The sequence below is a fragment of the Corallococcus caeni genome (assembly GCF_036245865.1).
GTDB classification, from domain to species: Bacteria; Myxococcota; Myxococcia; order Myxococcales; family Myxococcaceae; genus Corallococcus; species Corallococcus caeni.
Map to the genome: position 1 here is coordinate 208,413 of NZ_BTTW01000012.1, position 23,886 is coordinate 232,298.

A 23,886-nucleotide genomic window follows, 5' to 3' on the forward strand; every position below is an offset into this window, starting at 1 on the left:
TCCCCGGGGGCCGGAGCAGTGCTTCGGGAAAGGCATCGGGGTGACGCGGTGATCCGCGAAGACGAGTTGACGTCGGGTCCAAGGTTGACGCCGCGGCTGGACGTGGCGGCGGTGGGCAGTGCCTCGCAGCTGGCGGGGATGCGGGCGGAGTGGAACTCGCTGCTGGACGCGAGCAACGCCGGTCCGTTCAACGCCTGGGAGTGGCTGTACCCGTGGTGCCGGCGCATCGCGCCCGAGGTGCGGCCGCTGGTGCTGACGGCCCGCGACAGGCTGGGCACGCTGGTGGGCCTCTTGCCGCTGGGGCTGGAGCACCGCTGGGTGAACGGCATGCGCGTGCGGCGCCTGGGCTTCCTGGGTGAGACGCACGTGGGCAGCGACTACCTGGACGTGGTGGCGCGCAAGGGCCGCGAGGCGGAGGTGGCCCGGGCGTTCTTCAACGTGCTCCAGGGGCTGCGCGATGAGTGGGACGTGCTGGACCTGACGGACCTGCGCGAGGGCTCGACGACGCTCGGCGTGGCGCGCGAGGTGTTTGGCGACGTGCGCGTGTCGGAGCGCTACGTGTGCCCGTACGAGACGCTGGTGCCGGGAGAGCCGTTCGACGCGTTCCTCAAGCGCACGGGCCGCCGGGACAACTACCTGCGCCGGCGCAAGTGGCTGGAGAAGCAGGACGGCTACCGCATCGAGCGCACGGACGCGCCGGGCCAGCTTGCCGGGCCGATGACGGACTTCTTCCGGCTGCACGCGCTGCGCTGGTCCTCGGACGGTGGCTCCCAGGGCATCAAGGGCGCCGGCGTGGAGGCCTTCCACCGGGACGCGACGCAGTGGCTGGCGGAGCGGGGCCGGCTGCGGATGTACACGATGAAGGTGGGCGGCCAGGCGGTGGCGTCCGTCTACGGCATCCTGCATGGCCAGACGTTCGTGTACTTCCAGTCCGGGTATGACCCGGCGTGGCGCAACCGCAGCGTGGGCCTGGTGCTGGTGGGCGAGACGTTCAAGGACGCCATCGAGATGGGCCTGACAGAGTACGACTTCCTGCGAGGCACGGAGACGTACAAGTCCGACTGGGTGACGAAGCAGCGCCAGACGGTGTCGCTGCGCGCCCACGGCGCGGGCTTCGCGGGCGAGTGGTTCACCCGCTCCGAGGAGTGGGCCCGTCAGACGCGCAACGCGGTGAAGGGCGTGCTGTCGGACGAGCTGGTGGAGAAGGTGCGCCGCTTCCGCCGTCGCAAGGCCGCGGTGGATTGACGCCCGGAGGCGCACCAGCGGATCCTGGCGGGTGCCATGGAGAAGCTGCGCTGCGCCATCCTGGATGATTATCAGGGCGTTTCGATGAGGCTCGCGGACTGGTCGTCCGTGAGCGCCCAGGTCGAGGTGACGGTGTTCCGCGAGCACTTCTCCGGTGAGGGGGAGTTGGTCGCGGCGCTGTCGCCGTTCGACATCCTGGTCGTGATGCGGGAGCGCACGCCGTTCCCGAAGGCGCTGATTGAACGATTGCCACGGCTGCGATTGCTGGTGACGTCGGGGATGCGGAACGCGTCCATCGACCTGGCGGCGGCCACGGCGCGCGGCGTGACGGTGTGCGGAACAGCGAGCGCGACGGAGCCTCCCGTGGAGCTGACGTGGGCGTTGATCTTGGCGCTCGCGCGGAACGTGGTGGGGGAGAGCACGGCGTTCCGGCAGGGCGGCCCGTGGCAGCACTCCGTGGGCGTGGACCTGCATGGGAAGCGGCTGGGGCTGCTGGGCCTGGGGAAGATTGGGAGCCGGGTGGCGCGCGTGGGCGCCGCGTTCGGGATGGACGTGGTCGCGTGGAGCCCGAACCTCACGGATGCGAGGGCCGCTGAAGTCGGGGTGACGCGGGCCCCGTCGAAGGAGGCGCTCCTGGAGACGAGCGACTTCGTGTCCATCCACCTGGTGCTGGGGGAGCGCTCCAGAGGGCTGGTGGGGCGCGCGGAGCTCGCGAGGATGCGGCCCACGGCGTACCTCATCAACACGTCCCGCGCGGCCATCGTGGAGCAGGCGGCGCTCGTGGAAGCGCTCCAGCAGGGTGTCATCGCGGGCGCCGCGGTGGATGTCTTTGAAACGGAGCCGGTGCCCGCGGATGATGTCTTGAGGACGCTGCCGAACCTGCTCGCGACGCCGCACCTGGGCTACGTGTCCCAGGGGAACTACGCGACGTACTTCCGTGAAGCCGTGGAGGACCTCCGCGCATTCCTCGATGGCGCGCCCATCCGCAGGCTGGGGTGAGGCTCAGGGGAGATTGTCTGGATAGCTGGTGAAGAGCGCATCGAAGAGCGTTGTCTTCGGAGGCGACTTCCGGCCCACGAAAACGGGCGCTGGATGGTTGGCGATGTCAGGGGGCAGCAGGCTCAAATCCATCGTGGACTCCATGAGCCTCGCAATCGTGACCGCTGGCTCTACCGCAGGAGGCTCCAGGTCGAGCTGTCGGAAGATCCGGCGCTCGCCGTACTCAAACTGGACCCGGTACACGGTGTAGACGGGCGCGATGATGCTTGCGCAGCCGACGTAGACCCAGTGCACGCCAGAGCGCTCGGGAGTACGCCTGGGATAGATAGCGCACCAAAAGGATGCGTCCCTGGAAGTGGTGATGTTCCCGACGCCGTTCTCTGGAAACGTTGTTCTGAGTTGTTCGATCAGGACGTCCCAAGCGCCAGGCTCTTCCAACTTCGTCTGCCAGAGCTCATGGAGCCGCTGTTCCTCGGGCGAAAGTTCCTGATTGGGGTCTTCCTGCGAGGGCCAATAGGTCCGCGCAATCTCCAGCAGTTTCTCAATGGATGGAACCATGGGCTACAGACCTCCACGGGTGGTTGGCCCCGTAGGTGTCACCACCACGGGCTTGATGCCCGAGGCGCACGCCTTTGGGACACGAGCGCCCGTGATGGCGGCGTTGAGCGTGATTTCGTAGAAGGTCCTGAACTCTTCGCAGGCCACGCTGATGGGAGTGGCTGGCGTGGCCGCGGAAAGGGTTGCCCTTGCGGCTTGATTGGCACAGCTCGCCGAAAGGCTTCGCGCCTGTTCAGTAGAGATGAATCCCTGATCGTCATTGGCGATGGGCATTTCCACGCCGAACCTGCAGAGGAACATTTCCCCCGTATCGCGGGCGATGCCGACGTGGAGGCACGCTGCCCGCCAGCCGCCGGAGTCCTTGCCGTTCCACTTCACCACGTCATGAAAGACGAAGTGACGGGGGCGCAGGGCGCCCTCCACATACGTCGCGGAACCGCCTGTCGCGCAGGCGGATGACAACGCGACGCCGCACAGCGCGACAGCGGCCTTCCAGAAGCCTGATGCACCCATGGCCCACCTCCAGGGGTGACACACCTCGCGGGCCGGTGGTCCGGCCCCTCACGACGTACAGCCTACCGCTACGGCTGCGCGACCTCCGCGCGCAGCTGGGCGATGGCGGGGGCCAGCTGTGGCGGCTGCATGTTCTTGGGCACTTCCACCGTGAAGCGTTCAAAGTGCGCCAGTGCTCCTGCCTTGTCGCCCCGGCGCAGCGACAGGCTGCCCAGGAAGATGAGCGCCTCCTGCGCGTCCGGCCACGTGTCCACCAGCTCCGTGAGTTCCTGCTCCGCGCCCTGGAGGTCGCCCTGCGACGCCGCGCGCAGCACGCCCCGGTGCACCCGCAGCTCCACGTTGAACGGATCCACCGCCAGGCCCTTCAGCGTCACCTTCAGCGCTTCCTCGAACTGCTGCTGGCGGATGAGCTCGTGGCTCAGCATCGACGCGGCCTCCACGTCGCCCGGGTTCGACGCCAGCCGCTGACGCGCCTGCTCCAGCTCGTCGTCCTGCTGGGGCATCTCCTGCTGCTGCTGCTGCATCTGGGCCATGCCCGGCGGCGTCACTCCCGTGCCCATCTGGCCCTCCTCGCGCGGCTTCTGCTCCGACACCAGCAGGTAGCCCAGCCCGCCGAAGAAGACGACCACGCCCGCGCCCCACATCGCGCCCACCATCTGCGGGTTGCGCGACGCCCAGCCCGTGGGCGCTGGCACGTTGCGCGCGGGCGCCTTGTCTCCCGCCGCCTGCCGCTTCTGGTGCTCGTCCTTCGCGCGCAACGCGGCGGCCGCTTCCTTCTCCAGCCGCGCCTTCTCCGCCGTGTAGTGCTCCGCGGTGAAGTGGTGCTTCTCCGCCTCCAGCGTGCGCAGCTGCTCGATGAGCGACTGCGCCCGCTGCGCCAGGTCGTCCACCGTGCCGTCCGCCTTCGGCGACGGGTCCGGCAGTGCGCTCCCCGTCTTCATCTTCATGTAGAGGAGCCACGCGGCCGCCAGCACGAAGGCGACCGACAGGACGATGATTCCGGGCAACCAGTTGGTGGGCTCGGGCTGCATGGCTTAGCGCTCCAGCTCCCGGCGCACGGCCTGGAGATAGGGGTCCGCGTCGTCGGTGGACGGCGCGGGAGTGGAAGGGGAGGGGGCCGGCGCGGCTTCCGCTGGCGCGGCGCCCTCGGGCAGGGGCTGACGCTGCTTCAGGATGACGAAGAGGCCGCCCAGCACCAGCGCGACGGGCCCCAGCCAGACGAACCAGTTGAAGCCCTCCGCGCGCGGCTCCAGCAGCACCCACTCGCCGTAGCGCGCCACGAAGTAGTCGACGATCTCCGTGTCCGTCTTGCCGTCCGCGACCAGCTCGCGCACCTTGTCCAACTGCGCGCGCGCCATGGACGACGGGCTGTCCGCCACCGACAGGCCCTGGCACACCGCGCAGCGCAGCTTCTTCGCCAGCTGCTGCACCCGCGCCTCCTGGACCGGCGCGAGCGGATCACTCGCGGCCTGCTGCGGCGCAAACTGCCCCGTGGCAAGGCTCAGGGCGAGGGTCAACGAGACGAGGACGGCATTCATCGGGGGCTCCAGCGGGGGCCGTCCCTAACTACCGCCCCCTGACGGGTATTGCACAGGGAAACCTGGGCCGCCCGCCCGCCACCCGGGCAGCCCTTCCGTGTGTCGCTGAGAGGCCTAGCTCCGGTAGCCCGAGTCGGGCTCGGTCTCCAGGTCCTGGTCCGGGTCGTAGGGGTCGTCCTCCGGGGGCAGCAACCCTGGCGGCTCGTCGCGGCCCAGCGCGTGGCGCACGGCATGGAAGCCCACCGCCCCCAGGCCGACGAGGAACGCGAACGGCCCCACCGCGAGCTTCACCCCCGCGAGCGCCCAGAGCAGGCTCACGCTCACCGCGCCCACCGGCACCCACCGCAGCAAGGCCGGGCGCTCCACGTCCGGCCGCAGCGCCGCGAGCACGAGCAGCGACAGGAGCGCCAGGAGCGGCAGCTCCGACAGCGGCAGGTCCCAGCCCGAGCGCGACGCGACGCCGCCCCCCTGGCTGTAGAGCGAGTCATCCGAGGGCCGCGTCGTGGGCAGCACGCGCAGCTCCGGCGGCGCGCCACGCACGCTCCCCGGCACCGGCGCGTTGTCCGGCAGGCTCGACCCGTCCGCCATCACCTTCCCCCAGGGAAGGAACAGCGCCACCACGCACACCACCACCCCCGCCAGCGCCAGCACCCGGGGAAAGCCCAGCAGCGAGCGGAGGTCGAAGTCGCGGCCCACGCCGTCCGGCTCCGCGATGACCAGCCGGTACTGCTCCACGGCGATCAGCACCGTCCCCACCGCCCACAGGGGCAGCAGCAGGTTGAAGCCCGACAGGAGCCGCAGCGTCAGGGCCAGGAGCAGCAGCGTGAACGCGGCGGGGACCTCCGGCCGCATCAGCACCAGCGGCACGTGGTCCACCCAGCCCGGCGCGTTGCCGTCGCGGCGCAGCTCGCGCGCGACCAGTGCCACGCTCCCCACGAGCGTCAGCAGCGTGCCCAGCACGCCCACGCTGGGGAAGAAGGGGAGGATGGACAGCACCAGCGAGAACGTCACCAGCCCCACGCCCACCACGCTCTGCGAGTGGCCCGGCACGTCCTTCAGCCAGCGCGGGCCGGTGTACGGATCCTCGTACGCGTCCGGCGGAGGCTGCGCCCTGGCGCCACGCGGAGGCGCGGCGCCGGCGCGGCCCTGCTGCCGGGCGTCCTCCTCCTCATCCAAAATCTCCGCCGCATAGGCCGGCTCGCTCATGGGGCGGCTGGGGCGCTGGCTCTTCGCGCTGCTGGCACGCGGCGGCGGGGCCGGGCGGGCCGGCATCTTCGCGCCGCAGTTCTCGCAGTAACTCAAGCGGACGTCCGCCGCGCTCTCACCGCACTCGGGGCACTGCATGGGGAGCCCACCTCGCTGGCGCAGGGGAGGGGGAGGCCCCTGCGAACGACGCCGACAGCAGGGACTTACTACGGATTCCAGGCCCCCCGCGAGGCGGCCCCGGGGATGCGGCTCCGACGCCGGCTCCCGGGTGCCTGCCTTCCAAGCGGGCGGCGTTGACTCAGGGCTGCCGCGCGGCTTCCGCGGTGGGGCCGGCCACGGGCTGGTTCAGCTCCTTCACCCGGGTGGCCAGCGTCTGCGGATCAATGGGACCCACGTGCTTGCCGCGGATGATGCCCTGCGCGTCGATGAAGTACGTCTCCGGCACGCCCGCGACGCCGTAGTCCACCGCCATGCGCGAGCGCTCGTCCATCAGCTGCGGGAAGCTGGCGCCCATGCGGCGCAGGAAGTCGAGCGCGTTGGGCTCCGTGTCCTCGAAGACGACGCCCATGAACACGGCCTGGGCGCCCAGCTCGCGCGCGCCCCACTCGAGCACCGGGTGCTCGTACTTGCAGGGGCCACACCACGACGCCCAGAAGTTGATGACCACCGGGCGGCCCTTGAGGTCCGCGAGCTTCACGGGGTCGCCGCCGTCCAGCGGCTTGAGCACGAAGTCCGGCGCGGGCGCGCCCTTCAACATGAAGGGCACCTCGTGCGGGTCGCGCCCGAAGCCCTGGAAGAGGACGAAGAGCAGCGCCGCCCCGACGGCGGTGAACACCAGGGGAAGCCGCCAGCGCTTCATGCCGCACCCCGCTCGGCGTCCGTGCCCGGCAGGGGAGGCGCCGCGCCCACCGGCGCCGCGTCCGTGCGCAGCACCGCCGCCCGGCGGGAAGGCCATACGGCGATGAGCGTGCCCAGCAGCAGCAGCGGCAGGCTGTACCAGATCCATCCCACCAGCGGGAACACCCAGACGTTGAAGCTCGCCGTGCCCGTCGTCTCGCTGAAGGCCATCAGCGACACGTACAGGTCCTCCTTCGGCGACTCACGCACCGCGGGCGTGCCCACGGGGTCCGTGCTGCGCTCGTAGTAGTTCATGCGCGGGCGCAGCTCCGACACCTTGCCGTTGGGCGCCGTGACTTCCAGGCGCGCGGCGACGAAGGTGCGGTGGGGCTCCTCGCCGCTGGACAGGCCCACGTACTTCAGCTGGTAGCCGTCCAGCATCATCGTGCCGTCCTTCTTCAGCGTGCCGGACGTGTGCTTCACGTACGCGCTGGAGGCCGCCACGGCGACGATGATGAGCACGATGCCCAGGTGCACCACGTAGCCGCCGAAGCGCCGGCGCGCCTTGCCCGTCGCGGTGGTCAGCGCGGTGACGAAGCCTTCCTTGCGCTCCGTCATGCGCACGCGCACCGGCACCGCCAGCTCGCGCAGCGTGATGACGGTGACGAAGCCGCCCAGGCCGAACGTGAGCAGCGGGTACACGCCGCGGAGGCCCGCCGCGTAGCAGGCGATGGTGACGACGATGCCCACCGCCGCGGGGATGAGGAACTGCCGGCGCAGCGCGGCCTTGTCCGGCGTGCCCCAGGGCAGCACCGGGCCCACGCCCATGAGGAAGAGCACCGCGATGCCGCCCGGCACCGCCATCTTGTTGAAGTACGGCTCGCCCACGCTCACGCGGATGCCGCGCACGGCCTCCGACACCAGCGGGTAGAGCGTGCCCAGCAGCACCGTGAAGGTGATGGCCACGAACACCAGGTTGTTCACCAGGATGCTCGCCTCGCGCGACACCAGCGACGTGAGCCGGCCCTCCGGCGCCAGCAGGTGGCCGCGCGTGGCCAGCAGGCCAATGCACACCACCAGCAGGATGGCGATGAACACCAGGAACGTGGGCCCGATGTCCGACTGGGTGAACGAGTGCACCGAGTTGAAGATGCCGGAGCGGGTCATGAACGTGCCCAGGATGGTGAGCACGAACGACGCCAGCGCGAGGCTCAGCGTCCACAGCTTCAGCATCCGCTTGCGCTCCTGCACCATGGTGGAGTGCATGAACGCCGTCGCGGTCAGCCACGGCAGGAAGGACGCGTTCTCCACCGGGTCCCACGCCCAGTAGCCGCCCCAGCCCAGCACCGCGTACGCCCACCAGGACCCCAGCACGATGCCCAGCGTGAGGAACATCCACGCGATGAGCGTCCAGCGCCGCAGGGGCGCCATCCACGCTTCACCAATCTCCCCGCGCAAGAGGCCCGCCACGGCGACGCCGAAGGGCACCGTCATGCCCACGTAGCCCGCGTACAGCATGGGCGGGTGGATGATCATCAGGAAGTGGTTCTGCAGGAGCGGGTTGGGCCCCGGGCCGTCCGCCGGCACCGGCGACACGGCGCCCCAGGGGTTGGCCGGGCCCGCGATGAGGAAGGCGAAGAAGACGCCCACGGCCAGCATGGTGCCCAGCGCCAGCTGCATGTAGCGCGCGTGCTCCTTGCGGTGCACGAAGGCGAACGCCGCCACGTACACGCCCATGATGAGGCCCCAGAAGAGGATGGACCCCTCCAGCGCGCTCCACAGCGACACGATGGTGTAGATGAGCGGCGTCGCGCGGCTGCCCACCTGGGCCACGTACTTCACGCTGAAGTCGTGGTTGATGAGCGCTTCCACCATCACCAGGTTGCTGCCCACCATGCACGCGGCGAAGCCCCACACCGCGCGCAGCACCCAGGGGTAGCTGGCGTCGTTGCGGCGCATGCCGCCCACCAGCCCCAGGATCGCGCCGAACGCCGCGAAGGCCAGGCCCGCGAGGACCAGCCCATAGCCCAGCATTCCGTTCACGGCGCCCCCGGCGGCGTCACGGTGGCGGTGGTGGCGCCCTCGGCCAGCGTGTCCTGCCACTTGCGCGGGGACTCGCCCTCCTTGGGAGCGCGGTACTCGTTGGAGTGGTTCACCATCAGCCGGTTGGACGTGAAGACGCCGGACTTGTCGTAGGTGCCCTCCACCACGACGCCGATCTTCTCGCGGAACATCTGCGGGGGCGTCTCCAGCGAGCGCACGTGCACGCTCTTCGCGTCCGCGCTCGGGCCGTCCGCCACGCGGAAGTCCAGCGTGGTGTGGCCCTCGTTCCACTGAATGCTGCCCGGCTGCACCACGCCGCCCAGGCGGATGGTGGCCGTGTAGGCCTTGTCGCCGTTGGAGATCAGCTCCGACGGGCTCCAGTAATAGACGAGGTTGTCGCCGATGTTGCCGAAGGCGATGAAGCCAAGGCCGGCGCCGGCGAAGAGCAGGGCTCCCAGCGCGATGAGACGGTTGCGGTTGACGGGCGTCATGGGCTCACTCCTTCGAAGCGGCGGCGGCGCGCGGACGGCGCGCCCAGAGGGACACCGAGTAGAGCACGAAGGCGGCCACGGAGATGCCGTAGCACGCGCCCACGTACCCCCAACCACCCTGGACACGGCCACTGCCCACCTGGGCCAGCAGCATCAGCGACGTCAGCGAGGTCATGTTCAGGCCACCTTCGAGGAATGGGTCGCGCGCAGCGCGGGGTCGTCCGTGGGCAGCGCCTCCGGCAGCGCCACCTCCGCCTGCCGCTCCGCGAGCGCGATGCGGTAGCGGTGCACCATGAAGACGATGAGCAGCGCCAGCATGCCGAACGCCGACACGCGCAGGGGCAGCACCATCTGCGGGTCCACCGTCTTGGGGCTGGACTGCACCTGGTGGAGGCTGCGCCACCAGCGCACGGAGAACCACACGATGGGCAGGTTGATGGCCCCGATGATGGCCACCACCGCGCTCCACACCGCGCGCTTCTCCGGGTCCTCCACGAAGCGCCGCAGCACCAGGTAGCCCGTGTAGGACACCAGCAGGATGGCCTCCGACGTCAGGCGCGGGTCCCAGGACCAGTACACGCCCCAGGTGGGGCGGCCCCAGATGGAGCCCGTAATCATGCCCAGCGTGCCGAAGAGCAGGCCGACCTCCGCGGAGGCCTCCGCCATCGCGTCCGTCTTCCACGACTGACGCAGCAGGTACGTCACCGCGGCCACGAAGTTGATGAACATGGCCATCATGGCCATCCACTGGAGCGGCACGTGGACGTACATGATGCGCTGCACCTCGCCCATCTCACGGTCGGGCGGCGCCCACGCAAGGCCCAGCCACCAGCCCGCGCCCAAGAGCGCCAGCGTCAGCGCCGGCAGGCCAAACTTGACGAACTTGTTCATCCTTCAGTCCTCGATGACCCGGGGAAACAGCACGAAGCCCACGCCCCAGTAAATCAGATTGAACCCCAGCAGCAGCCCCTGCCAAGAGCCCAGCTGCTGCATCGGGTCACCCTGGAGTACGAGCGTGGTGCCCTTGGCAGCGGAGAGGAGGGCCGGGATGACGAGCGGGAACAATAGCAGAGGCAGCAGAACATCCCGGGCTCGCGCATTGCTGGAGATGGCCGCGTAGACGGTCCCCGGGGCGCTGAGCGCCAGGCTGCCCAGGACCAGGATGCCCGCCAGGTCACCGACCCCCGTGACGATGCGCACCCCGTACAGGGCCACCATCACGGGCACCAGCACCACCGCCAGCGCCAGCAGCAGCAGGGCGTTGCCCAGCGCCTTGGAGAGGAAGATGGCGCGCGCGTCCGCGGGGGCCAGCCGCACGCCGTCCAGGCAGGCGTTCTCCGTCTCCACGCGGAAGGACTCGCCCAGGGACAGGACGCTGGCGAAGAGGATGGCCAGCCACAGGTAGCCGCCCGCGTTGCGCTCCAACAGCTTCGTGTCCGGGCCCAGCGCGAAGGAGAAGAGCAGCAGCGTGGCCATGGCGAAGAACACCAGCGCGTTGAGCCGCGCGCGGGTGCGCCATTCGATGAGCAGGTCCTTGCGCAACAGGACGAGCGTCGTCGCCAGCAGACCCGGGGGACGCTTGGGGTTCGTGGGGCTCATGCCGCCACCGCCCGGCCGTCCTGCAGGTGCAGCCGTTCCTCGCAGAGGCTCAGGCCCTGTTCGATGAGGTGCGTGGCCAGCACCACGGTGGTGCCGCCCGCCTTCAATTCCGCGATGACGCCCTCCATGTCCTGGATGCCGGCGGGGTCCAGTTCGCCGAAGGGTTCATCCAGCAGCGCCAGGGCCGGGGCCTTCATCAGGAGCCGCGCGATGGCCAGGCGCTTGCGCATGCCCGCGCTGAAGCCGCGCACCGGGCTGTCCGTGCGGCGGGTGAGGCCCACCTTGTTGAGCAGCGCGTCCGCGACGTCCTGCGGCGCGTCCACGCCCAAGAGGCGCCCCAGCACCATCAGGTTCTGCTGCGCGGTGAGGTCCTCGTAGAGGAAGCTGGCGTGGGACAGGAGCGCCACGTCGCGGCGCACCGCCTCGCGATCCAGGACGGCGTCCCGGCCCAGCACCTCCACCCGGCCCGCGGTGGGCCCCAGCGCGGTGGCCACGAGGCGCAGGAGCGTCGTCTTCCCGGAGCCGTTGTGGCCGGTGAGCAGCAGCGAACGGCCGGCGGGCAGCGCGTAGGTGAGCCGCGCCAGCGCCCACCTTCGCCCATAGCGCTTGCTCACGTCGTGGAGGGCGAGCGCGGGCGCTGATCCAGAGGGGGGAGGGGGCATCGGCGGGTCGTTTCGTAGCCTTAAAAGCCTCTGTTCACCAGTGAAACCCCTGGGGTCGCCCGCCGGAGGACAAGAAGTTTTTACGCCTGCTTCTTCCTTCGCTTTCGCCGGGGGACTGAAAGGTTTTCGCCACGGGTGGGCGCGCGACTGCCCTGGTACACCCAGGTAGGACCCCTCCAGGGGCGTACATGCCCCCGGGGACGCGGGGTTTCACGGGGTTACGGGGGATTTCCATCACCTTCCTGCCCTGGCATCCAGCATGCACACACGCGGGCGGGGCCCGGTCCACAGGGGGGAGCGGGCAGACGGCGAAAGCCGCGAGGGAGGCGTGATGGCTGGGAAGGTGTTGCGGCGGGCGGCGAAGGCGGCGGCGGCGGGTTTCTTCCACTACAGCGGGGTGCGCAAGGCGATGGCGGCGTACCGCCGTTCGCAGTCGGGGGGCCGGCGCATCCTCATCGTGAGCTACCACCGCGTGGTGAGCGACTTCACGGGGGAGCTGCAGCGCTCCATCCCGGGCCTGCTCATCTCCCAGGAGACGTTCCGCCGTCACCTGGAGGAGGCGAACGCCGCGGGCTACGAGCTGGCGAGCATCGGTGACGCGGTGGACGTGATGGAGGGCCGGCGCACCGCGAAGAAGGACCTGTTCGTGGTGACGTTCGACGACGGCTACCGCGACGTGTACCGGTACGCGTACCCGGTGCTCAAGCAGATGGGGGTGCCGGCCATCACCTACCTGCCCACGGCGTTCATCAACACGGACAAGCGCTTCAACCACGACCGGCTGTTCCACCTGCTGCGCTGCGTGCAGGAGCGGAAGTTCCGCCCGGACTACGACACCATGCCCACCCCGTCGGTGCAGCTGTTGGGGCCCATCCTCACCGGGCGCAAGACGGCGTCCGCGGCGCTGGACGACTTCATCGGCGAGCACCCGACGCGCGTGCTCACGGGCATCATCGACTCGCTGGAGCAGCAGCTGGGCGGCGGCGCGGACCTGGTGCCGGAGCAGGGCGACGTCATGAACTGGGACGAGGTGCGCCAGATGGCGCGCGACGGCTTCGAGTTCGGCGCGCACACGCTGGGCCACACGGTGCTGACGCTGGAGCCCACGGAGGTGGTGGAGAAGGAGATCGTCGAGTCCAAGCAGACCATCGAGCGCGAGGTCGGCGTCCAGGTGAAGGACTTCGCGTACTGCAACGGCTGGTACTCGGATGAGATGATCCGCGTGCTCAAGCAGAACGGCTTCCGCTCCGGCGTCACCACGGAGGACCTGCCCAACCGCGTGGGCGGCGACCCGTTCGCCTTCAAGCGCAAGGTGATGTGGGAGAACTTCAGCCTGGGGATGATGGGGGACTACTCGTCCACGCTCACGGTGTGCCAGTTCGATGACTGCTTCGGCGTGCTGGGCATGAGCCACCCGGTGCTGGGCCACCGCCCGCACATCCTGGCCCCGATGAACACCTCCAACGTGCTCGTCGAGGAGCTGGACGCCGCGCTCGCGAAGGCGACGCCGGTGGACGTCGTGGACGTGACAGCGCCGGTGATTGCGTCTGATCCAGCGGTTGCGCCGGGCACGGCGGGTGCGCAGGTCGTGGTGGCGCCGAACGTGGCCCTTGCCTCGGAGGCGGCGCAGCCGGAGGAGCTCCAGTGAGTGCGTCACCCAAGCCGGCCCCGTCCCCGTCGTTCCTGGGGCGGGCTGGCCCGTTGGTGTTGGCCCGGTTGTTCACCGCCGGGCTGACGCTGTCCATTCCCCTCGTGCTCGCCCGGGTGCTTCGCCTGGACGAGTACGGGACCTACTACCAGCTGTTCCTCATCGCCACGACGCTGTCGTACGTGCTGCCGTTCGGCGTGGCGCAGAGCCTCTACTACTTCCTGCCCCGCGCGGAGGCGAAGCGGCCCTACCTGGGGCACGCGCTGCTCTTCGTCACGGGCGCGGGCATCGTGGCGGCGGGGCTGGTGTGGGCCTTCCTGGGCCACGTGGCGGCCTACTTCAACAACCCCGCGCTGATGGACCACCGCGCGGCGCTGGCGCTCTACACGGCGTTCTTCCTGGGCAGCTACCCGCTGGAGATTTCGCTCACCAGCCAGGGGAAGACGAAGGCGTCCGCGGTGGTGTACCTGGCGTCGGACGCGGTGCGCTCCGGCGTGATGGTGCTGCCTCCGCTCTTGGGCTTCTCCCTGCACGGGATGATGATCGCGGTGGCCTGCTTCGCGGGGCTTCGCTACGTGGCCACGTGGGTGGTGTCGCTGCGCGGGTCCACGGGTCCGCTGGTGGACTGGAAGCTGTTCAAGGAGCAGCTGGTGTACGCGGCGCCGTTCGGTGCCGCGATGTGCCTGGCCATCCCCCAGCAGAACGCGCACATGTACGCGGTGGCGGGCGTGGTGGCCCCCGCGGTGTACGCGCTCTACCGGGTGGGCTGCTTCCAGCTGCCGGTGGTGGACCTGCTCTACACGCCCACCAGCGAGGTGCTGATGGTGCGCCTGGGGGAGCTGGAGCGCGAGGGCCGGCTGGAGGAGGGCGTGGAGGCCTTCCGGGAAGCGGCCGGCAAGCTGGCGTACGTGTTCCTGCCCTTCGCGGCGTTCCTCTTCGCGGCGGCGCCGGAGTTCGTGGGGGCCATGTTCGGCCAGAAGTTCCTGCCCGCGGTCCCCATCTTCCGGGTGAGCGTGATGGGCGTGGTGCTGGCCATCCTCCCCATGGACGGGACGCTCCGGGCCCGGGGGCAGACGCGCGCCATCTTCGCGTCGTACCTGGTGAAGGCGGTGGTGACGGTGCCGCTGCTGTGGTTCGGCGTGAAGCACTTCGGGATGATGGGCGGCATCGCGTCTTGGGCGCTGGCGGAGGTGGTGGGCAAGGGGATGCTGCTCATGCGCGTGCCCCAGGCGCTGTCCACGCCGGAGCGCAAGCTGGGCTTGAAGGACGTCATCCCGTGGCGGGAGCTGGGGCAGGCGTCGCTGGCGGCGGTCGCGGCGGGCGGGAGCATCTTCCTCCTGCGCACCGGCGTGCACGACACGTGGATGAACCTGCCCACGGGCTTCCTGTGGCGGGTGCTGCCGCTGGCGGTGGCGGGGCTGCTCTTCGTCGTGGGGTACGTGGTGGGCCTGTACGCGCAGGGCGTTCGCCCGTGGAGTGCGCTGCAGTCGCTGCGTCCCCGCCGGGCGGTCTGATCCACGGTCGGGAATTGAACGCGTGGGGGGCACTTCCCTCCCCACGCGTGGGTACCTACCTTCCAGGCGTCACGGAGTACGGGCGGGCGAGGAGAGGCGTGATGGGATTCGACGCGATGACGTTGTACCGGCTGGCACATGGTCTCAAGCAGCGCGGGGTGCCGTTGCTGCCGGCGGTGTTGCGCAAGGCCATCTACTACCTCCACAGCTCGTACATCCCCGAGGACGCGGAGCTGGGCGAGGGGACGCAGCTGGGCTACGGCGGCATCGGCGTGGTCATCCACAAGGCGGCGAAGGTGGGCCGCCACGTCCTCATCTCCCAGCAGGTCACCATTGGCGGGCGCTCCGGGCTGGAGGGCGCGCCGGTGATTGGCGACTACGTGCGCATCGGCGCGGGAGCCAAGGTGCTGGGCAACATCCACGTGGGCGACTTCGCGGTGATTGGCGCCAACGCGGTGGTGGTGAAGGACGTGCCCTCGGGTGCGGTGGTGGCGGGCGTGCCGGCGAAGGTCATTCGCCAGGACCCGGATCCGCTCACCACGTACCAGCGTGAGATGGGCCTCCTGCCCGCGCGGACGCCGCCGAAGCTCACCCAGGTTCCCCGGCCCTCCGCGCAGGCTTCCGCGCGCTAGGCACTGGCTACTTCGGAGAAGAGGGCTTCCTTCATGCGCGTGCTGCTCGTCGGGGACTACCCGCCGCCGTACGGGGGCGTGGCCATCCACGTCCGTCAACTCCATCAATTCCTTCGCGACCGCGGGGTCGAGGCGAAGGTGCTCGACATCGGGAAGGGTGGCCGGCCGGCTCCGGACGTCCTCCCCGTGCAAGGCGCCGCCGCCTTCGGCCTGCGGCTCGCGGGATTCACCTCCGCGGGCTGGACGGTCCACCTGCACACCAGCGGCAACAACCCGAAGGCGTGGGTGCTGGCGGCGCTGGTGGGCAGCATGCCCGGGCCTCGTTCGCCGCGCGTCATCACGCTGCACTCGGGGCTGATTCCTGACTACCTGGCGGAGTCGCAGGCCCGGCGCGTGTTCGCGCGCACGGCGCTGGCGGGCTACGCGCGGGTGGTGGCCGTGTCCCCGGCGGTGCGCGACGCGGTGGTCGCGTGCGGTGTGCCGGCGGAGAAGGTCCTGGTGCATCCGGCCTTCTGCGCGTCCCAGGTGCTGCCCGGCCCGGTGACGCCGGAGGTGGAGGCCGCGCGCGAGCGGCGCCGTCCGCTGCTCGCGATGGCGCACCACCCGTCGCCCGTGTACGGGCGCAAGCAGATGTTCCGCGCGTTGAAGCTCGTCGCGGAGACGCACCCGGGCGTGGGCCTGGCGCTGTTCGGCCCGGGCACGCGCGCCGAGGAGTTCATCCGTGACGCGCGTGAGCTGGGCGTGGCGGGCTTCCTGGAGGACCTGGGCGAGCTGGAGCACGCGAAGGCGCTGGGGCTCCTGTCCCAGAGCGACGTCTTCATCCGGCCCACCACGCACGACGGGGACTCCCTCTCCGTGCGCGAGGCGCTGGCGCTGGGCGTGCCGTGCGTGGCCAGCGACGTGTGCGCGCGGCCGGAGGGCACGCGGCTGTTCAAGGCCGGGGACGAGCGGGCGTTGGCGCAGGCGGTGCGCGACGCGCTGACGGCGGGCCCGGCGAAGGTGATGGCCCCGGATGCGGGGCCGGTGATGCTGGACGTGTACGCGGAGTTGCTGCCGTCCGGCATGGCAGGTGCAGGAACCGTGAACGCGGCGTGACGGAGTGGGACGGGGTTGGGGCGCCTTCGGGGACGGGGCGCGCTTCAGGGACTTCAGCACTGAACTTTTGACTTCAGGAGTGGACGATGCGGCGCAGTGAAGAGATGGACTTGTCGAAGCGGGCCCTTCGCGGGCGGGACCTGGTGGTGTTCTCCAACGACTGGGACGGCGACCCCCTGTCGAAGGTCCACATCATGCGGATCCTCTCGCGGGACAACCGCGTGCTGTGGGTGAACAGCATCGGCAACCGCGCGCCCAAGGCGAACGCGCACGACGCGCAGCGGATCATCAAGAAGCTGAAGACGTTCACCCAGGGCATCCGCGAGGTGGAGCCCAACCTGCACGTGCTGGCGCCGCTGGCCATTCCCTTCTACGGCTCGGAGACGGTGCGCCAGGCGAACCGCCACCTGCTGCGGCTCCAGGTGCTGCGCGCGATGAAGCAGCTGAAGTTCGAGCGCCCCATCTCCTGGAGCTTCCTGCCCGCGTCCGCGCCGGTGTCCGGTACGCTGGGCGAGGACTTCGTCGTGTACCACTGCGTGGACGAGTTCTCCGCGTTCAGCGACACGAACGGCAAGCACATCGCGGAGCTGGAGGAGCGCCTCTTGCGCCGCGCGGACATGTGCATCACGTCCGCGGAGCGCCTGTACGAGAACAAGAAGCGCATGAACCCGCGCACGGTGCTGGTGCGCCACGGCACGGACTTCTCGCACTTCGTGAAGGCGTGCGACCCGGAGACGAAGATTCCGGAGGACATCGCGAAGCTGCCCAAGCCCATCATCGGCTTCTTCGGCCTGGTGGCGGACTGGATTGATCAGGACGCCATCATCGCGTGCGCAAAGGCGCACCCGGAGGGCTCGGTGGTCATCGTGGGCAAGACGACGCCGGACTGCGACGACAGCCGCCTGCGCGCCGTTCCCAACATCCACATGCTAGGGCGCAAGCCGTACGCGGACCTGCCGGGCTACAACAAGGCGTTCGACGTGGCGCTCAACCCGTTCGTCATCAACGAGCTGACGCTCAACTCCAACCCGCTGAAGGTGCGCGAGTACCTGGCGTCCGGCCTTCCGGTGGTGTCGTCTGATTTGCCGGAGGTCCGCAAGGTGGGGCTGTGCCGCATCGCCACCACGCCCGAGGACTACGTGAAGCAGGTCAACGCGGCGCTGGCGGACAACCCGGGCCCGAACCGGGAGCGCGCGGAGAAGATCTTCCACGAGAGCTGGGAAGCGCGCGTCGCGGAGATCCGCCAGCACGTGGGTGAGGCGATGCTCGCGGCGGGCAAGAAGCTGTAGGTCCGGTCCGGTACCGGGCGACAAGGGGGCGCGGGTCCGGGGCGTGTCAGCGCACCGGGCATCGCGCCTTCGTCATTCACGCGGGTCGTCCGCGCGGCCCGTCACGCGGCGCTCCAGCAGGGCGTAGCGGCGGGCAAGGCGGGTGTAGTCAGCGGGGCGGATGGGCGTGCGCTCCCGCGTGCGCACCAGGTCCTCCTTCGCGTCCAGGTAGTCACGCGCGGGCACGCCGCAGGTCTCCTCCAGCAGGCGCGCGGCCTCGGCGTCCGGCAGGGAGGGGGCGATGCCCAGGCGCTCGTGCATCAGGCGGCGCAGGGCGGTGTCCAGCTCCGGCAGCAGCTCCGCCTCCACCTTCGCGCGGCGCATGAGCCAGCCCAGGGAGCGCACGTATTCGCGCGAAGAACGGTGCCGCTCCACGCGCACGGGGCGCGGCGCGCCGAAGCGCGTGCCCCGGGAGACGACGTAGACGAGCCCCACGGCGAGGCTCTGCGCGATGAAGACCCAGAGGCCCTGGGACAGGGGCGGGCGCGTGATGACGGCGTGGTGGAACTCGTCGAAGCGCAGGGGGCCGCGCGCGGCGAGCGAATCCCAGAAGCGCAGGTTGTCGAGCAGCTCCAGGCGCCGGTTCTCCGCGAGGTCCGGGCCCGCGACGACGTAGACCTCGCCCTGGCCCAGGCCCCAGCGCCACACCACGCCCGCGGCGCCCAGCCCCGCGAGCGGCACCGCGTCCTCGTGTTCCACCCGCAGGCTCCGGTCCCGGGCCACGCGGAGGAGTGACAGGTCGCGCAGCGCGCCCGCGGGAAGCCACACGTCCACGGTGACGCCGGCGGGGTCCACCCATTCGGAGGCAAGGCCCTGGTGGTTGGTGCCGGGCAGCGCGCCCGTGGCGATCCGGAGCCACTCCTCCATGCCCGGCTGGTATTCGCCCAGCGCGTGCGGAGACAGATACACGAGCGTGCCGCCGCCCCGGACGAAGCGCTCCAGCGCGGCGACCTCCTCCTTCGTCACCGGCCGGGCTTGCGGCGCGGCGATGATCAGCGTGCGCGTGCCGGAGGGGAGCGACTCCAGCGAGGAGGCCTGCGCGCTGACGTCGCGTCCGCGTTCCTGGAGGTAGACGAAGAGGGCCTTGAGGCCCAGGGGGCCCGGGTTCGTGATGGAAGGCACGGGAGAGTCCGGCGGGGCCTCATGCGAGGCAAGGCCCACCGCCAGCGCCACGGCGATCATCAGCCCCAGGACGACCGCGACGCGCGCGTTCCTCACGGCTGGCCCTCCGCGAGCGTGCCGTGCAGCTGCTCCACGGACTCCACGAAGCGCGCGGCTTCCTCCCGCGACACCGGCTCCAGCGAATAGAAGGCCTGGTCGTACCAACCCACCAGCCGTTCCACCTCGCTCGTCACTCGCGCCGGGGCTCCTCGCGTGGGCAGCTCCGCGGCGAGTTCGCGGTTCGTCTTCACGCGGTCCGGCCGAGCCAGCTTGCGCTGCTCCAGCGTGGACAGCAGGCCCAGCAGGCCCTCGCGGATGGCCTCGCGCGCGTCCTCCGTCTCCAGCGCGGTGCGCGCCCGGCCCAGGTGTTCTCCGGGCGTGTCCAGCTCCAGGGGCGCGGCTTCTCCTTCCGCTCCCGGCGCGGCGACGGGCTTCCTGCTCCGGCGCCACCGCACCCGCAGCACGCCGAACAGCACCACCGCCAGCGCCACGCCCAACATCACCGCGCGCGTGGCCACCGCGAAGCCCTGCGCACCCCTGGATTCGAAGAGGCCTTCCAGCCAGGTCTGCAACTCGCGCAGCAAGCGTGTCAGCAGGTCGCTGTTGCGCTGCCGGGCCCTCGCGAACTCCGGCCGGTCGAGGATGGCGCGCAGCCGCTCGGGCTCGCTCGTCGCGTCGGTCGCCACGGCCGGTTCCGCGTCCAGGGCGCACACGGCCTTCAGGTACACCGTGAGCTGCCGGGCCCGGTCCGGCGCCGTCTGTCCGGAGGTCCCGGGCGGCAGGGGCACGCCGTCCAGGGCTTCCACCAGCCGGTTCACCTCCGCGTCCAGCTCCTGGGGCCGGGAGCGCGCCGTGTCCTCGAGCCGGCGCGACACGGCCTCCCGGTCAGCGCACGGGGGCAGGGCGGCCAGCAGGAGGAGCAGGGGCAGGGCGGGCACGGGGCGTCAGGGGGACTGCGTCACCGGCTCCGAGGTCGCGATCCGCCGCTCCAGGTCCAGGCCCTCGCGGCGCACGCGCATGTCCACGTAGAAGAACGCCGACACCACGAAGCTCAGCGGCGTGAAGAACGACTGTCCCACCACCTGCAACAGCTCCGCGGGGACGAGCAGCGCCTGCGGGATCGCCGCCTGCGCCGCTGGATCCAACAGGTTGCCGCCATAGGCGAGCCGGACGATCCACGCGGGCAGGCCCGACACCAGGCTCACCGCGATGAGGATGCCGCCCACCACCGTGGACAGCACCATGGCCCGCACCGCGCCCCGGCCAAAGAACCCCGGCTCGACGCGGCCCTTCAGCAGGGCCCCGGAGCGCTTGAAGGCTGCCCACGCGCCCACGTCCTCCATGGCCAGCACTGGCGGCAGGAGCATGAAGCGCAGGAAGTACCAGAGCACCGCCGCCAGCGCGCCCAGGCCCAGCACGATGGCGCCGATGATGATCAGCGCGATGCTCAACGCCGTGCCGCCGCCAGAGCCCTTGCCGGTGACGGCCGCGACCACCCCCAGCCCCATGACGATGGAGCCGGGCAGACACAGCAGGGCCGTCACACCCACGGACCACAGAATCGACAGGAGGTACGTCCCGGTCAGCGTCCCCAGGCGCGACACCGCCCGGCGCAGACCGTCCGAAGGCCGCACGGGCTCCCCCAGCTGCGAGGGAATCACGTACCGGGCCGCCGCCGTGGTGGCGATCCAGAAGTTCCAGACCAGGAACACATACAGCACGATCATCAACCCCAGCGCGACGCCGGACTGGGTCAGCGCCTGCGTGGGGTCCGTGCCCGCGGGAGCCTTGCCCAGTCCGGGCAGCACGCCCACCGTGCGCGTCATCGCGACGGTGAACGCCTTGACCGCGATGTAGTTGAGCAGGTCGAACCCCAGGCACAGCACGAACAGGGGCTTCAGGTGCGCGCGCCAGAACGTCGCCGCACGGTCGATGATTTCTCCGATGGCGAGGGGGCGCAGCTCAACGGAGGTCGGGGAGGGCGTCACGGCCGCGCAGCATAGCGCCGCCTTCACCGCCCGGGCTCATCCATCACGAGCCATGCCCGGCCCGGCTCGCGACTCAGGGCAGGGCTCGGGCTTCGAAGTCCTCGCACTCAGCCGCGAGGCGGCACGCATGTGTCCAGCAGCGCCCGGGCCGCGGCGCGCGGATCCTCCGCCTCCAGCACGGCGGAGATGACCGCGACGCCCCAGGCCCCCGGCACCTCCCGAGCGCGCTCCGCCGTCATCCCGCCCAGCGCCAGGGCAGGGCAGGGCAGCCGCTCCGAAAGCGCCCTGAACCCACGGGGCCCCAACGTGTCGCGCGTGTCCCCCGGCTTGGAGCCAGGCGCGAACACGGGGCTCACCAGCGCCAGGTCCGCCCCCACCGCGGCTTCCGCCTCGCGAGCGTCGTGCACCGCCACGCTCACGAGCCGGCCCTCCGGCAGGAACGGGCGCACGTCGCGGGGCGAAGGGCCCGACGCCGGCAGGTGCAGATGCGCGCCCACGAGCAGCGCGACATCCAACCGCCCGTTCACGAACAGCGCCCGGCCCCGGCACACCTCCGCCAGAAGCCGCGCCTCCTCCAGGAACACCCGCCCGGAGGCCTCCGGATGACGGTGTTGCACGGCGACCTCCGGCCCCGCCTCCAGCGCCTGCTCCAGCGCGGTCAACAGCCGCGCCCGGGGCAGCCGCCAGTCCGTGATGACCACGAGGCGGGGCAGGGCAGTCACCGCTACTCCACGAGCCCTTCGATGGGGCTGGACGCGGAGCCGTACGCCTTGCGCGGGATGCGGCCCGCCAGGAACGCGTCGCGGCCGGCCTCCACCGCCTTCTTCATCGCCACGGCCATGCGCACCGGATCCTTCGCGCCCGCGATGGCGGTGTTCATGAGCAGCGCGTCCACGCCCAGCTCCATCGCGATGGCCGCGTCGGAGGCCGTGCCCACGCCCGCGTCCACGATGACCGGCACCTTCACCACCTCGCGGATGAGCCGCAGGTTGTGCGGGTTGCGGATGCCCAGTCCGCTGCCGATGGGCGCCGCCAGCGGCATCACCGCCGCGCAGCCCGCGTCCTCCAGCTTGCGCGCCGTGATGGGGTCGTCGCTGGTGTACGGCAGCACCGTGAAGCCCTCCTTCACCAGGATGCGCGCCGCCTTCACCGTCTCCTCGACGTCGGGGTAGAGCGTCTTCTCGTCGCCCAGCACCTCCAGCTTCACCCACTTGCTCATGCCCAGCTCTTCCGCCAGCCGGCAGGTGCGCACCGCGTCCTCCGCCGTGTAGCAGAGCGCCGTGTTGGGCAGGAGGCGCATCTTGTTGCGGTCGATCCAGTTCATCAGCGACGCCTCGCCCGTCGCCTTCAAATCCAACCGGCGCACCGCCACCGTGACGAGCTCCGCGCCCGACGCTTCGTGGCACTGCTTCATCACCTCGTGGCTGGGGTACTTCCCCGTCCCGACGATGAGCCGCGAGGTGAACGTCACCCCCGCCAGCGTGAAAGGCTTGTCCGCGATGCCGCTCATGACCGTCTCCTCTCCAGGGCCTGCGCTCACCCGCCACCGACGAAGGTGACGATCTCCACCCGGTCCCCGTCCTGGAGCCGGTGCTCGGGGTGACGGGCGCGGCGTACCACCTCCGCGTTCACCTCCACCGCCACCCCCGGGCCGCTGCCCAGCTCCAGCAGCGCCAGCAGGGACGAAAGGGTGCTGCCCTCCGGCAGCGTCCGCGCTTCTCCGTTGACCCACACGTTCACGGCCTCACGGCTCCTTCCGGCCCCCTTCGGACGGGACCCGCCGGTGCCAGTACAAGGGCGGTTCTGCCCTGTCAACGCACAGCCTCCCCCACGCAACAGGCCTGCTACAGCGCACCAAGACGGATTTTTCGCGCCCGATTGCGTTTTGTTCCGCTTCCCCAGCAGGCAGGGGGCCAGGCCCTGCCTCATGCGCTGGCCGCCCCTGTTCATGCCTTCGCGTGGCGACAAGCGCTGTGCAGGTACGAGGGGAGCGACCAGTTTCTGCCCAACGCCGGGGAACAAAAACCACCGGCCTTCAGAACACACTCACAGGGGGCAGTCACATGCGGAAGCTCATGATTGCGGTCACGGCGGTGGCGGGGCTGACGATGGTCACCGGCTGCAAGAAGGATGACGTCCAGGAGCAGCGCGAGGACGTCGCCGAGGCCCGTCAGGAAGCGGCGCAGGAGACGGCGGAGGCGCGTCAGGACGAGAGCAAGGAGCTGGCGTCCGCGCAGCAGAACGCCAACGAGGACGTCGCGGAGGCGCGCCAGGACGCGAACGAGAAGATCGCCAGCGCCAACGAGGACGTCCGTGACGAGGAGAAGGACCTGGCCGAGGCGCAGGCCAACCGCAACGAGGACCTGGCCGAGGACCGCGCCAACCGGAATGAGGACCTGGCCGCGGGCGGCTCCGGCATGGCCGGCACCACCGCCGCCGCCGCGGCGACCACCGTCAACGGCCGCGTGATTTCCAAGTCCGGCGACACGCTGACGCTGGTGGACAGCAGCAACAAGGAACTGAAGATCAAGACCAACGACAAGACCGCGCTGATGGACAACGGCAGCCGCGCGGTGAAGCTGGACGACATCAAGGAAGGCTCGCAGGTGCGCGCCTCCTACGTGATGGACGGCAAGGACATGGTCGCTCGCGACGTCACCCTGGTGGCGGCCGTGAAGAAGATGGACAAGTAATCCCCGCGCCTCACGCGCACCTGTCCAACACGGACTGGGGAAATACTTGAAGGCGGCGGCTCCCACCCTCGCGGTGGGGGCCGTTTCCTTTTTAGTCGGGGAAACACCCGGTGGGGTCGGATGGGGATGTCTGACC

26 protein-coding genes are annotated in these 23,886 nt (G+C 70.4%); 8 read left to right on the forward strand and 18 right to left on the reverse strand.

The annotated features are described in order from the left end of the window. Nucleotides 1-48 precede the first annotated feature (48 nt). Both AABA78_RS36210 and AABA78_RS36215 read left to right on the forward strand, forming a co-directional pair. A complete protein-coding gene (locus AABA78_RS36210; protein WP_338270045.1) occupies nucleotides 49-1,245 on the forward strand; it encodes a GNAT family N-acetyltransferase in 1,197 nt (398 codons plus the stop codon). A gap of 36 nt (nucleotides 1,246-1,281) precedes the next feature. Then, complete coding sequence (locus AABA78_RS36215; RefSeq protein WP_338270046.1) at nucleotides 1,282-2,244, forward strand: D-2-hydroxyacid dehydrogenase family protein; 963 nt, start codon at nucleotides 1,282-1,284, stop codon at nucleotides 2,242-2,244. A gap of 3 nt (nucleotides 2,245-2,247) precedes the next feature. On the opposite strand, the gene AABA78_RS36220 is transcribed toward AABA78_RS36215, so the two are convergent. From AABA78_RS36220 to ccmA, 12 genes are all read right to left on the reverse strand, one after another. Beyond that, on the reverse strand, nucleotides 2,248-2,802 hold the full coding sequence (locus AABA78_RS36220; protein ID WP_338270047.1) for a hypothetical protein: 555 nt from the start codon (nucleotides 2,800-2,802) through the stop codon (nucleotides 2,248-2,250). 3 nt (nucleotides 2,803-2,805) lie between these two features. Next, nucleotides 2,806-3,315, reverse strand: a complete 510-nt coding sequence (locus tag AABA78_RS36225) for a hypothetical protein (RefSeq protein ID WP_338270048.1) — start codon at nucleotides 3,313-3,315, stop codon at nucleotides 2,806-2,808. A gap of 68 nt (nucleotides 3,316-3,383) precedes the next feature. Continuing rightward, entirely contained in the window at nucleotides 3,384-4,346 is a 963-nt protein-coding gene (locus tag AABA78_RS36230) for a tetratricopeptide repeat protein (RefSeq protein WP_338270049.1), read from the reverse strand. Between the two features lie 3 nt (nucleotides 4,347-4,349). Next, on the reverse strand, nucleotides 4,350-4,853 hold the full coding sequence (locus AABA78_RS36235; RefSeq protein WP_338270050.1) for a cytochrome c-type biogenesis protein: 504 nt from the start codon (nucleotides 4,851-4,853) through the stop codon (nucleotides 4,350-4,352). A gap of 114 nt (nucleotides 4,854-4,967) precedes the next feature. Next, nucleotides 4,968-6,197 carry a zinc ribbon domain-containing protein gene (locus tag AABA78_RS36240; protein ID WP_338270051.1) on the reverse strand — a complete coding sequence of 410 codons (1,230 nt, stop codon included), beginning with the start codon at nucleotides 6,195-6,197 and terminating at the stop codon, nucleotides 4,968-4,970. A 160-nt stretch (nucleotides 6,198-6,357) separates the two neighbouring features. Continuing rightward, the gene (locus AABA78_RS36245; RefSeq protein WP_171418981.1) at nucleotides 6,358-6,918 is read right to left on the reverse strand and encodes a TlpA family protein disulfide reductase; all 561 of its coding nucleotides are present in this window, start codon (nucleotides 6,916-6,918) and stop codon (nucleotides 6,358-6,360) included. Beyond that, a complete protein-coding gene (locus tag AABA78_RS36250; RefSeq protein ID WP_338270052.1) occupies nucleotides 6,915-8,939 on the reverse strand; it encodes a heme lyase CcmF/NrfE family subunit in 2,025 nt (674 codons plus the stop codon). The genes AABA78_RS36245 and AABA78_RS36250 overlap by 4 nt, the downstream gene beginning before the upstream one ends. After that, entirely contained in the window at nucleotides 8,936-9,430 is a 495-nt protein-coding gene (locus AABA78_RS36255; protein ID WP_338270053.1) for a cytochrome c maturation protein CcmE, read from the reverse strand. The genes AABA78_RS36250 and AABA78_RS36255 overlap by 4 nt, the downstream gene beginning before the upstream one ends. A 4-nt stretch (nucleotides 9,431-9,434) precedes the next feature. Continuing rightward, nucleotides 9,435-9,605 (reverse strand): hypothetical protein, encoded by a 171-nt coding sequence (locus tag AABA78_RS36260; protein WP_171418988.1) that lies wholly within the window; start codon nucleotides 9,603-9,605, stop codon nucleotides 9,435-9,437. A gap of 2 nt (nucleotides 9,606-9,607) precedes the next feature. Continuing rightward, nucleotides 9,608-10,321, reverse strand: coding sequence for a cytochrome c biogenesis protein CcsA (gene ccsA, locus AABA78_RS36265; RefSeq protein ID WP_338270054.1), 714 nt, complete (start codon nucleotides 10,319-10,321; stop codon nucleotides 9,608-9,610). A 3-nt stretch (nucleotides 10,322-10,324) separates the two neighbouring features. Further along, the gene (locus tag AABA78_RS36270; protein ID WP_171419001.1) at nucleotides 10,325-11,029 is read right to left on the reverse strand and encodes a heme exporter protein CcmB; all 705 of its coding nucleotides are present in this window, start codon (nucleotides 11,027-11,029) and stop codon (nucleotides 10,325-10,327) included. Continuing rightward, the gene (gene ccmA / locus AABA78_RS36275; protein ID WP_338270056.1) at nucleotides 11,026-11,691 is read right to left on the reverse strand and encodes a heme ABC exporter ATP-binding protein CcmA; all 666 of its coding nucleotides are present in this window, start codon (nucleotides 11,689-11,691) and stop codon (nucleotides 11,026-11,028) included. The genes AABA78_RS36270 and ccmA overlap by 4 nt, the downstream gene beginning before the upstream one ends. Nucleotides 11,692-12,100: 409 nt before the next feature. On the opposite strand from ccmA, the gene exoL reads away from it, so the two are divergent. The 5 genes from exoL to exoP all read left to right on the forward strand — a co-directional run bounded on the left by exoL (nucleotide 12,101) and on the right by exoP (nucleotide 17,869). Next, on the forward strand, nucleotides 12,101-13,339 hold the full coding sequence (exoL, locus tag AABA78_RS36280) for a spore coat polysaccharide deacetylase ExoL (protein ID WP_338270089.1): 1,239 nt from the start codon (nucleotides 12,101-12,103) through the stop codon (nucleotides 13,337-13,339). Beyond that, nucleotides 13,336-14,853, forward strand: coding sequence for an oligosaccharide flippase family protein (locus tag AABA78_RS36285; RefSeq protein WP_171421159.1), 1,518 nt, complete (start codon nucleotides 13,336-13,338; stop codon nucleotides 14,851-14,853). Before exoL ends, AABA78_RS36285 begins: the two co-directional genes overlap by 4 nt. A gap of 101 nt (nucleotides 14,854-14,954) precedes the next feature. After that, nucleotides 14,955-15,485 carry a serine O-acetyltransferase gene (locus AABA78_RS36290; RefSeq protein WP_171421160.1) on the forward strand — a complete coding sequence of 177 codons (531 nt, stop codon included), beginning with the start codon at nucleotides 14,955-14,957 and terminating at the stop codon, nucleotides 15,483-15,485. Between the two features lie 33 nt (nucleotides 15,486-15,518). Further along, nucleotides 15,519-16,580 carry a glycosyltransferase family 4 protein gene (locus AABA78_RS36295; protein ID WP_338270057.1) on the forward strand — a complete coding sequence of 354 codons (1,062 nt, stop codon included), beginning with the start codon at nucleotides 15,519-15,521 and terminating at the stop codon, nucleotides 16,578-16,580. Between the two features lie 86 nt (nucleotides 16,581-16,666). Next, nucleotides 16,667-17,869: a spore coat polysaccharide biosynthesis glycosyltransferase ExoP gene (gene exoP / locus AABA78_RS36300; protein WP_120529628.1), complete on the forward strand. Its 1,203-nt coding sequence runs from the start codon at nucleotides 16,667-16,669 to the stop codon at nucleotides 17,867-17,869. 72 nt (nucleotides 17,870-17,941) lie between these two features. Here the strand turns inward: exoP and AABA78_RS36305 are convergent, their stop codons facing one another. From AABA78_RS36305 to thiS, 6 genes are all read right to left on the reverse strand, one after another. Continuing rightward, nucleotides 17,942-19,126, reverse strand: coding sequence for a DUF4350 domain-containing protein (locus AABA78_RS36305; protein ID WP_338270058.1), 1,185 nt, complete (start codon nucleotides 19,124-19,126; stop codon nucleotides 17,942-17,944). Continuing rightward, nucleotides 19,123-20,007 (reverse strand): DUF4129 domain-containing protein, encoded by an 885-nt coding sequence (locus AABA78_RS36310; RefSeq protein WP_338270059.1) that lies wholly within the window; start codon nucleotides 20,005-20,007, stop codon nucleotides 19,123-19,125. Before AABA78_RS36310 ends, AABA78_RS36305 begins: the two co-directional genes overlap by 4 nt. Nucleotides 20,008-20,013: 6 nt before the next feature. Next, nucleotides 20,014-21,057, reverse strand: coding sequence for a hypothetical protein (locus AABA78_RS36315; RefSeq protein ID WP_338270061.1), 1,044 nt, complete (start codon nucleotides 21,055-21,057; stop codon nucleotides 20,014-20,016). 107 nt (nucleotides 21,058-21,164) lie between these two features. Continuing rightward, nucleotides 21,165-21,779 carry a thiamine phosphate synthase gene (locus AABA78_RS36320; protein WP_338270062.1) on the reverse strand — a complete coding sequence of 205 codons (615 nt, stop codon included), beginning with the start codon at nucleotides 21,777-21,779 and terminating at the stop codon, nucleotides 21,165-21,167. Between the two features lie 2 nt (nucleotides 21,780-21,781). After that, the gene (locus AABA78_RS36325; RefSeq protein ID WP_120552339.1) at nucleotides 21,782-22,567 is read right to left on the reverse strand and encodes a thiazole synthase; all 786 of its coding nucleotides are present in this window, start codon (nucleotides 22,565-22,567) and stop codon (nucleotides 21,782-21,784) included. A gap of 26 nt (nucleotides 22,568-22,593) precedes the next feature. Then, complete coding sequence (gene thiS / locus AABA78_RS36330; RefSeq protein WP_120530083.1) at nucleotides 22,594-22,797, reverse strand: sulfur carrier protein ThiS; 204 nt, start codon at nucleotides 22,795-22,797, stop codon at nucleotides 22,594-22,596. 335 nt (nucleotides 22,798-23,132) lie between these two features. On the opposite strand from thiS, the gene AABA78_RS36335 reads away from it, so the two are divergent. Beyond that, on the forward strand, nucleotides 23,133-23,750 hold the full coding sequence (locus AABA78_RS36335) for an SPFH domain-containing protein (RefSeq protein ID WP_338270063.1): 618 nt from the start codon (nucleotides 23,133-23,135) through the stop codon (nucleotides 23,748-23,750). The last annotated feature ends 136 nt before the right edge of the window (nucleotides 23,751-23,886 follow it).